Source organism: Pseudoxanthomonas sp. J35 (genome assembly GCF_000513995.1).
GTDB lineage: Bacteria > Pseudomonadota > Gammaproteobacteria > Xanthomonadales > Xanthomonadaceae > Pseudoxanthomonas.
Genome location: NZ_AZVB01000010.1, coordinates 131,628 through 140,021, shown reverse-complemented (window position 1 = coordinate 140,021; position 8,394 = coordinate 131,628). Strand labels below are relative to the sequence as shown.

Below are 8,394 nucleotides of genomic sequence, written 5' to 3'. Positions count from 1 at the left end.
ATCTGCTCGGCCAGTAGCTTCTTCAGCCGGGTGTTCTCCGCCTCCAGCTCCTTGAGCCGCTTGGCGTCGGGCACGCTCATGCCGCCGAACTTGCTGCGCCACAGGTAGTACGAGGCTTCGCTGAAGCCGTGCCGGCGGCACAGGTCCTTGACCGGCACGCCGGCCTCGGCCTCACGCAGGAAGCCGATGATCTGTTCTTCGGTAAAACGCTTCTTCACGTCCAATCTCCTTGTTGTTGGGGATTGGACTCCAGATCGCAGCGCTACTCAAAACCGGGGGGACGTCGGATCCGGCAACGATATCCGCCTTCCGGGCGCGGTTCGCCCGAATGCCGTCTGGAGCTACGACTTCGTCCACGACCAGATGGTCGACGGGCGCGCCTTGAAGATGCTGTGCGTGATCGACGAATACACCCGGGAGTGCCTGGCCATCGAGGTCGGGGCCAGCCTGCGGGCGCAGGACGTGATCCTGACCCTGTCGCGGTTGATGCGGCTCTACGGCAAGCCGGCCTTTGTCCGCTCCGACAACGGCGCCGAGTTCACCGCAGCCAAGGTGATGCGCTGGCTGCGCGACGCGGCGATCGGCCCGGCGTTCATCGCGCCGGGCAGCCCGTGGCAGAACGGCTTCGTCGAAAGCTTCAACGGCAAACTGCGGGACGAGCTGCTGAACCGGGAATGGTTCCGCAGCCGCGCCGAGGCCAAGGTGCTGATCGAACGCTGGCGGCAGTTCTACAACGAACAGCGGCCGCACAGCGCCCATGGCTACAAACCGCCGGCAACCGTTCGCCGGAACTGGTCCGAACCCGATACCATCCACCCCGGACTCACTGCCTGATTGGCTACAAGTTCCATACTCAGGTCACTTCGACTTCCACTGGTAGTACGTCGCCGTGCTGATCCCCGCCTGCCGGCAGAGATCCTTCACCGGAATCCCGGCATCACCCTGCTTGAGGATCGAGACGATCTGAGCCTCGCTGAACTTCGACTTCTTCATGGAACCTCCTGGCTGAAAAGATGCCAGAAAGTTCTACTTCCGGGGTGTCCGGGATCAGGGGGAGCTTACGGTGGCCCTGGGCGTGCTGTGCACCGGGCTGGCCTTCATCTACTTCTACCGGCTGATCCACCGTATCGGCGCGGCCCGCACCTCCACGGTGACTTACCTGATCCCGCTGTTCGGCGCGCTGTTCGCCTGGCTGCTGCTGGACGAGCCGGTGACGGTGAAGATGCTGCTGGCGGGCGGGCTGATCCTGGGCAGCGTGGCGATCAGCCAGCGCGCGAACTGAGCCGGGTCAGTCCTTCGCCACGCGCACCGGCAGCGGCACGTTGCACAGGTCGATGTGGCCGGCCGGGCGCTTGTAGAAATCGTCGCGGCGGTTGCGGCGGGCCTCGACCACGTCGCGGAAACTCTGCGTGTCGGTGCGCAGCAGTTGCAGGCGGGTGCGCTCGGCCTCGGGCACTTCGCTGGCCAGGCGGATCGCGCGGATCGGGGTGCGCTGCGCCGGGTCCGGGTAGAAGCCCATCGGTTCGGGACCGCGCGGCAGGGCGCTGAGCAGCTCGATGCCCTGGATCACGCGGCCGACCTGGGTGATGTTGCGGTCCAGCTGGCGCGGCGACTGGCCGATCACCACGTACAGCTCGGCGCCGAGGCTGCTGTCGGCCTCCAGGTTGCGGCCGGCGCCGACCACGCCGTAGCAGTGTGCCATCCACGCCTTGCCGGCCTCGGGATCGCGGCCGGCGGCGAAGCCGTCGGCAAAGCCCACTTCCGGCGCCCAGCCGTCCACGTCCGGCAACCGGTCGAAGGCCAGCCCGCGCGCATCGCGTTCGAACTCGGCCGGCAGCTTGCGCCGGGCCTGGCCGAGGTCCTTCGCCCTGGCCGGATCGTCGGCGTCGGCATCGCCGAACTGGGCGACGAAGTTGTCCTGCACGCGGTAGATGCCGGTGCCGTCCCAGAACCCTTCGCGCACCAGGGTGCGGATGTTGGCGACGTGTTCCGGCGCGAAGCCCGGGGCCAGCTCGATCACCACGCGGCCGGCGTCCAGTTCCAGGTAGAGGGTGTTTTCCGGCTCGATCGGCCGCCAGTCGGCGGCCGGGGACGCGTCCAGGATCTGCTGCGCGCTGCGGTACGGCGGCGGGTCGGCCGCGGCCAGCGGGCCGGCGACGGACAGGAGGGCGAGCAGGGCGGCAGGCAGCACGGTGGACGCGACGGGTGGCGGGCGCATGGCGGTTCTCGGAAGGGATGACCCGATTCTGGCCGGCGGCCGGGGCGGGCGACAACGCCGCGGCCACGGGAGAGGTGTCTGCCAGCAGTTGGGTGACTAGTGGCACATCCGCTATATCAAAGTTCGCAATAGCATGGCCTCCAACCTAGCGGCGGGTCCGCACGGGAGAACGCCATGGTCGATTCGGACGCCCATCTGAAGAAGTTCCAGAAGGAGCTCAGCGCGGGCACTGTCTCGCTGGTCCTGCTGGCAGTACTGGCCCGCGCCGGCGAGCCGCTCTACGGCTACCTGATCGCCAAGCAGCTCGAACGCACCGGCGACGGCGTGCTGGCCGGCAAGCAGAGCGCGCTGTACCCGGTGCTGCGCAACCTGGAGGGGGGCGGCCTGCTCGACAGCTTCGTCGAACCCTCCGTGTCCGGTCCGCCGCGACGCTACTACCGCATCACCGAGGCAGGCCGCCAGGTCCTGCAGTCCTGGGCCGCCGCCTGGCGCGCCACCCGCGACTCCGTCGATTCCGCCCTGGAGGGCATCCCCGCATGAACGCCACCGCTCCCATGAACGCGCGGCCGCTGCCGACCACCATCCCCGAATACCTGGAACAGCTGCGGGCGGCGCTGAAGGGCGCCGACCCGGCCATGGTCCAGGACGCCCTCTACGACGCCGAGGAATACCTGCGCTCCGAACTGGCCGAACAGGCCGGCCGCAGCGAGGCCGAGGTGATCGCCTCGGTCGCCGGCAGCTACGGCGCGCCGGAGGAGGTCGCGGAGATCTACCGCGAGACCGAGGTGACGGTAAACCGCGCGCTGCGCCAGCCGCGGCCGCCGCAGCGGCGTTCGCTGGCCGGCCGCTTCTTCGGCGTGGCCGCCGATCCGCACACCTACGGCGCGCTGTTCTACATGCTGCTGTCGATGGCCACCGGCATCTTCTACTTCACCTGGGTGACGGCCGGCGCCAGCCTGTCGGCGGGCCTGCTGGTGATGATCATCGGCGTGCCGCTGCTGGTGCTGTTCCTGATGTCGGTGCGGCTGCTGTCGCTGGTGGAGGGGCGCATCGTCGAGACCCTGCTGGGCGTGCGCATGCCGCGCCGGCCGCTGTACACGCAGCGCGACAAGCCGTGGCTGAAGCGCCTGGGCGAGCTGTTCACCGACTGGCGCACCTGGAGCGCGATGGCCTACATGGTGCTGATGATGCCGCTGGGCGTGGCCTACTTCGCCACGACGGTGGTCCTGCTGACGGTGGCGGCGTCGCTGCTGATCAGCCCGTTCGCGGCCATCCTGGGCTATGCCGGCAGCGGCATCCACCTGGACGGCCTGAGCGTGTCGCTGACCGACCACTGGTCGATCGCGCTGGTCGCCTTCGTAGCCGGGTTCCTGCTGCTGTTCGCGATCCTGCACCTGGCGCGCCTGGTCGGCCGTTTCCACGGCTGGCTGGCCAAGCACCTGCTGGTCCGCGACCCGGTGGTGTGAATCGCCCGTCGCGCCGGCTCATCCGGCGCGGCAGCCCTCCGCCCGGCGGCACGGCGGTTCCCGTAGAGCGGGGCTTGCCCCGCTCCCACGCCCGGCGGAGCGACGGAGGGAGGCAGCGGGGCAAGCCCCGCTCTACGGGAGGCGCTGCAAAGCACCGGAAACGGAAAGCCCCGCGCGACGCGGGGCTGTTCGTGTCTGTGCCTCCAGCGCTGCGGCGCGTCCCCGTAGAGCCGGGCTTGCCCGGCTCCCGCCCCTGGCGAAGCGACGGACACGGGGCAGCGGGGCAAGCCCCCCTCTACGGAGGCGGCCATACGGAGGCGGCCATGCCGGGGGGGAGCGCCCTCAGCCGGCGTACTTCGCGATGAACTCGCGTACCTGCGGGTATACGGTCTCGCGCCAGCGGCGGCCGCTGAAGATGCCGTAGTGACCGGCGCCCTCGACGGTGAGGTGGCGCTGCTTCGTCTTCGGGATGCCGGTGCACAGGTCGTGCGCGGCCTGGGTCTGGCCGAGGCCGGAAATGTCGTCCAGCTCGCCCTCGATGGTCATCAGCGCGGTGCCCTTGATCGCCGCCGGGTTCACCCGCTCGCCGCTGACCACCCACTCGCCGCGCGGCAGCAGGAACTCCTGGAACACGGTGCGGATGGTGTCCAGGTAGTACTCGGCCGGCATGTCCAGCACCGCGTTGTACTCGTCGTAGAACTTGCGGTGCGCCTCGGCATCCTGCAGGTCGCCCTTGACCAGGTCCGAGTAGAAATCCCAGTGCGACATGAAGTGGCGGCTGGGGTTCATCGAGATGAAGCCGGCGTGCTGCAGGAAGCCCGGGTACACGTCGCGGCCCTGGCCCGGGTAGGGCTGCGGCACGGTGTGGATGACGTTGTTCTCGAACCACGACAGCGGATTGCGCGTGGCCAGGTTGTTGACCGCGGTGGGGCTGCGGCGCGCATCGATCGGGCCGCCCATCATCACCAGCGAACGCGGCACCGGTTCGCCGCGCGCGGCCATCAGCGACACCGCCGCCATCACCGGCACGGTCGGCTGGCACACGCTGATCACGTTGAGGTCGGCCGCGCCGATATGGCGGATGAAGTCCTCGACGTACGCGATGTAGTCGTCCAGGCCGAACGCGCCTTCCTCGACCGGGACCATGCGCGCGTCGATCCAGTCGGTCACGTAGACCTTGTGGTCGCGCAGCAGGGTGCGCACGGTGTCGCGCAGCAGGGTGGCGTGGTGGCCGGACAGCGGCGCCACCACCAGCACGACCGGGTCGTCCTTGAGCGCGGCGATGGTCGCCGCGTCGTCGCTGTAGCGCTTGAAGCGCACCAGCCGGCAGAACGGCTTGCGCACCACTTCCTGTTCCAGGACCGGGACCTTGCGGCCCTCGATCTCCACCTCGTGGATGTTCCAGGGCGGCTTCTCGTAGTCCTTGCCGAGCCGGTGCACCAGTTCGTTGCCGGCGGCAATGCGCTCGGCGCCGGGCAGGGCCGCGACCCAGCTGGACCGGTCGGAGAAGATGCGCGAATTGGCCTCGGCCAGGTGCACCCAGGGCGCCATCATCGCGCGGTTGAGTTCGTGGAGCTGGTACAGCATGGATTGGCCACGCTTCCGGTTGGGGTGTTGCATCGCACAATCCTACCCGGAATCGGGTGAGCGAAGCAGCAACGGCGCAGTGTCCCGGCAGGGGACAAAAGTGAATAGGGGCCGGGACTTGCCCGGCCCCATGCATGCCGGCTCAGGCGTGCGTATTCATTCGTCCGCAGGACGCAGCCAGGCGTACAGGATGCCGCCCAGCGCGCCGCCGGCCAGCGGCGCCAGCCAGAACAGCCACAGCTGCCCGATCGCGCCCGGTCCGGCGAACAGCGCCACGCCGGTGGAACGTGCCGGATTCACCGAGGTGTTGGTGACCGGGATGCTGATCAGGTGGATCAGGGTCAGGGCCAGGCCGATCGCGATCGGGGCGAAGCCGGCGGCAGCGCGGCCATGGGTGGCGCCCATGATGATCAGCAGGAAGAACGCGGTGAGCACCAGTTCGCACAGGAACGCCGCGCCGATGGTGTAGCCGCCGGGCGAGCGCACGCCGTAGCCGTTGCTGGCGAAGGCGCCGGCCGCGTCCGGATCGATGGCGAAGCCGCCGCCGCCGCGGGCGATCTGCAGCAGGATGAAGCCGGCGACGATCGCGCCCAGCACCTGGGCGAGGAAGTAGGGCAGCAGGTCGCGCGCGGGGAAGCGGCCGCCGGCCCACAGGCCCAGGCTGGCCGCCGGGTTGAAGTGGCCACCGGAGATGTGGCCGAAGGCGTAGGCGCCGGTCAGCACGGTGAGGCCGAAGGCCAGCGCCACGCCGACGAAACCGATGCCCAGCGGGTTGCCATCGCCGCCGAACTTCGCCGCCAGCACCGCGCTGCCGCAACCGCCCAGGACCAGCCACAACGTGCCGGGGAACTCGGCCACACAGCGTTTCGAAAGAGCCATGGTCGTCCCCTTCAATGCCCGGGATGGGCGGGGGCGAGCGTACGCCGCGCGGGGACGGCGACGTTGCGTTCCGGTTAAACGGGCCGGTCAGCGCTGCGGCAGCGGGATGAACTCGTCGTCGCCGTCGATCCTGCCGAAGCGGCCCTCGACCCAGTCCTGCTTGGCCTGCTCGATGCGTTCCCTGGAGCTGGACACGAAGTTCCACCACAGGTGGCGGTGGCCGTCGAGCGGCTCGCCGCCCAGCAGCATGGCCTTCAGCGGGGTGCGGGCGCGCAGCCGCGGCCGGGTGCCGCGGTCGGGCACGATGAGGTGGCGCGCGGGGATGTCGACGCCGTCCAGCTGCGCCTCGCCTTCGAGGATGTAGAGCGCGCGTTCGACGTGGCTGTCATCCAGCACCACCTCGGCGTCCGGCTGCAGGTCGATGGTGACGTTGAGCGTGTCGGCGAACACCTTCACCGGCGATTCTTCGCCATAGGCGCGGCCGGCGATCACGCGCAGCCACGCGCCATCGCGCTGCTGCTGGGGCAGGGCGGAGGCGGGGAAGTGGTAGAACGCGGGGTCGGTTTCCTCGTGGGCCCTGGGCAGGGCGACCCAGGTCTGCATCCCGAGCGCCTCGCTGCCGGCGGCGCGCTCGGCCGGCGGGGTGCGTTCGGAATGGGCGATGCCGCGGCCGGCGGTCATCCAGTTGACGTCGCCGGGGCGGATCACCTGTTCGGAGCCGAGGGTGTCGCGGTGGGTGATCGCGCCGGCCCAGAGGAAGGTGACCGTGGCCAGGCCGATGTGCGGATGCGGGCGCACGTCCAGGCCGCGGCCGGCCTCGAACACCACCGGGCCGAAGTGGTCGACGAACACGAAGGGGCCGACGCTGCGCGCCTGCAGGGTGGGGACCGAGCGCCGCACCATGAAACCGTCGCCGAGGTCGTGCACGCGCGGCTCGATGATCGTGGTCATGGCAGTCTCCCTGGTGGCGGTGCGGCGCAGGATGGCATGGAACGCGCGCGCCGGCAGTTCCGCCGCTGGCACGCAGCCTTGCATGGAATGGCGCCCTGGATCCTGCACGGGCGTGCGCTTTCGATGCGGCCGGCACGGGACGGTCGCGCACGCAACCGTTCCGGCGGGGGCGTCGGGGCGGGCCGAGCCGCTACAATCGCGCTTCCTTTCCCTCGTTCTCGCACCGGAGATTCCCCAAGTGACCCGCAAGCTCGTCCTGCTGCGCCACGGCCAGAGCCAGTGGAACCTCGAGAACCGCTTCACCGGCTGGGTCGACGTCGACCTCACCGAGCAGGGCCGGGCCGAAGCCGCCGCCGGCGGCCAGGTGATGCGCGAGGAGGGCCTGCAGTTCGACGTGGCCTACACCTCCACCCTCAAGCGCGCGATCCGCACCCTCAACATCGCCCTGGGCGAGCTGGGCCAGGACTGGATCCCGGTGCACAAGAGCTGGCGCCTCAACGAGCGCCACTACGGCGCCCTGCAGGGCCTGGACAAGGCCGAGACCGCGGCAAAGCACGGCGAGGAGCAGGTCAAGATCTGGCGCCGTTCCTACGACATCCCGCCGCCGGCGATGGCGCTGGACGATCCGGGCCACCCGGCCAACGACCCGCGCTACGCCGGCCTGGACCGCAACGTGCTGCCGGCCACCGAGTCGCTGGCCACCACCCTGGACCGGGTGCTGCCGTACTGGCACGACGCCATCGCCCCTTCGCTGAAGGCGGGCAGGACGGTGCTGGTCGCCGCCCACGGCAACTCGCTGCGCGCGCTGTACAAGTACCTCAACAACGTCTCGAAGGAAGACATCCTCGAGCTCAACATCCCCACCGGCATCCCGCTGCTGTTCGAACTGGACGACGAGCTGGCGGTGGTCTCGCACCGCTACCTGGGCGACCAGGAGGCGGCCAGGCGCGCTGCCGAGGCGGTGGCCAACCAGGGCAAGGCCCGCTGAGGCGGCCTGCCAGCTGGACCGGAAGGGGCGCCTGCGGGCGCCCTTTCTGTTTGCAGGACGCCGGCGCGCCCGGGACTGCTTGAAAGATGCGAATAATTCTTATCTAATGCGCGGGCAGTTCCACCCAGGAAGGCCGCGCACGGACCCGTGCCAGGCCCGGAAGGGGGTCTCCTCTCCCGCCCCCGACCCGCCCAGGCAGCCGTACTGCACAGGATCCGGCATCCGCATCGCCCGCGACGCTGATGGCCCGGATGTGCCCTCCCGCTGCCAGCCACCATGTCCACCGTCATCGCCACGTCCCAGCC

Annotated in this window: 8 protein-coding genes and 3 pseudogenes; 5 read left to right on the top strand and 6 right to left on the bottom strand. The window is 69.7% G+C overall.

Annotation, left to right across the window (positions count from 1 at the left end):
* Positions 1 to 218, bottom strand: a 218-nt coding sequence (locus tag PSEJ35_RS0108410) for a transposase (protein WP_028917396.1), incomplete at its 3' end; no start/stop codon positions are given.
* A gap of 73 nt (positions 219 to 291) precedes the next feature.
* On the opposite strand from PSEJ35_RS0108410, the pseudogene PSEJ35_RS0108405 reads away from it, so the two are divergent.
* Positions 292 to 834, top strand: a pseudogene (locus tag PSEJ35_RS0108405) (IS3 family transposase); the annotation flags it as partial.
* A gap of 27 nt (positions 835 to 861) precedes the next feature.
* Here PSEJ35_RS0108405 and PSEJ35_RS15815 read toward each other — a convergent pair.
* Positions 862 to 993 (bottom strand): annotated as a pseudogene (locus PSEJ35_RS15815) (transposase); the annotation flags it as partial.
* A gap of 73 nt (positions 994 to 1,066) precedes the next feature.
* Between PSEJ35_RS15815 and PSEJ35_RS0108395 the strand changes: the two are divergent.
* Positions 1,067 to 1,282 (top strand): annotated as a pseudogene (locus PSEJ35_RS0108395) (EamA family transporter); the annotation flags it as partial.
* A gap of 6 nt (positions 1,283 to 1,288) precedes the next feature.
* Here PSEJ35_RS0108395 and PSEJ35_RS0108390 read toward each other — a convergent pair.
* Complete coding sequence (locus PSEJ35_RS0108390; RefSeq protein ID WP_028917394.1) at positions 1,289 to 2,218, bottom strand: peptidylprolyl isomerase; 930 nt, start codon at positions 2,216 to 2,218, stop codon at positions 1,289 to 1,291.
* Positions 2,219 to 2,392: 174 nt separating this feature from the next.
* On the opposite strand from PSEJ35_RS0108390, the gene PSEJ35_RS0108385 reads away from it, so the two are divergent.
* Together PSEJ35_RS0108385 and PSEJ35_RS0108380 are read left to right on the top strand one after the other, a co-directional pair.
* Positions 2,393 to 2,758 (top strand): PadR family transcriptional regulator, encoded by a 366-nt coding sequence (locus PSEJ35_RS0108385; protein ID WP_028917393.1) that lies wholly within the window; start codon positions 2,393 to 2,395, stop codon positions 2,756 to 2,758.
* Positions 2,755 to 3,684, top strand: coding sequence for a sensor domain-containing protein (locus PSEJ35_RS0108380; RefSeq protein WP_028917392.1), 930 nt, complete (start codon positions 2,755 to 2,757; stop codon positions 3,682 to 3,684). The genes PSEJ35_RS0108385 and PSEJ35_RS0108380 overlap by 4 nt, the downstream gene beginning before the upstream one ends.
* A 342-nt stretch (positions 3,685 to 4,026) precedes the next feature.
* Here PSEJ35_RS0108380 and phaZ read toward each other — a convergent pair whose 3' ends face one another.
* The 3 genes from phaZ to PSEJ35_RS0108365 all read right to left on the bottom strand — a co-directional run bounded on the left by phaZ (position 4,027) and on the right by PSEJ35_RS0108365 (position 7,101).
* Complete coding sequence (gene phaZ, locus PSEJ35_RS0108375) at positions 4,027 to 5,271, bottom strand: polyhydroxyalkanoate depolymerase (RefSeq protein ID WP_037082812.1); 1,245 nt, start codon at positions 5,269 to 5,271, stop codon at positions 4,027 to 4,029.
* A gap of 156 nt (positions 5,272 to 5,427) precedes the next feature.
* Positions 5,428 to 6,150 carry an aquaporin Z gene (gene aqpZ / locus PSEJ35_RS0108370; RefSeq protein WP_028917390.1) on the bottom strand — a complete coding sequence of 241 codons (723 nt, stop codon included), beginning with the start codon at positions 6,148 to 6,150 and terminating at the stop codon, positions 5,428 to 5,430.
* Positions 6,151 to 6,237: 87 nt separating this feature from the next.
* Complete coding sequence (locus tag PSEJ35_RS0108365; protein WP_028917389.1) at positions 6,238 to 7,101, bottom strand: pirin family protein; 864 nt, start codon at positions 7,099 to 7,101, stop codon at positions 6,238 to 6,240.
* Positions 7,102 to 7,339: 238 nt separating this feature from the next.
* On the opposite strand from PSEJ35_RS0108365, the gene gpmA reads away from it, so the two are divergent.
* A complete protein-coding gene (gene gpmA, locus PSEJ35_RS0108360) occupies positions 7,340 to 8,089 on the top strand; it encodes a 2,3-diphosphoglycerate-dependent phosphoglycerate mutase (RefSeq protein WP_028917388.1) in 750 nt (249 codons plus the stop codon).
* The last annotated feature ends 305 nt before the right edge of the window (positions 8,090 to 8,394 follow it).

What these genes read in the sequence shown, in the direction of transcription:
- PSEJ35_RS0108365 (WP_028917389.1), bottom strand. Translation starts at nt 7,101, where the DNA reads ATGACCACGATCATCGAGCCGCGCGTGCACGACCTCGGCGACGGTTTC.
- PSEJ35_RS0108390 (WP_028917394.1), bottom strand. Translation starts at nt 2,218, where the DNA reads ATGCGCCCGCCACCCGTCGCGTCCACCGTGCTGCCTGCCGCCCTGCTC.
- PSEJ35_RS0108385 (WP_028917393.1), top strand. Translation starts at nt 2,393, where the DNA reads ATGGTCGATTCGGACGCCCATCTGAAGAAGTTCCAGAAGGAGCTCAGC.
- aqpZ (WP_028917390.1), bottom strand. Translation starts at nt 6,150, where the DNA reads ATGGCTCTTTCGAAACGCTGTGTGGCCGAGTTCCCCGGCACGTTGTGG.
- phaZ (WP_037082812.1), bottom strand. Translation starts at nt 5,271, where the DNA reads ATGCTGTACCAGCTCCACGAACTCAACCGCGCGATGATGGCGCCCTGG.
- PSEJ35_RS0108380 (WP_028917392.1), top strand. Translation starts at nt 2,755, where the DNA reads ATGAACGCCACCGCTCCCATGAACGCGCGGCCGCTGCCGACCACCATC.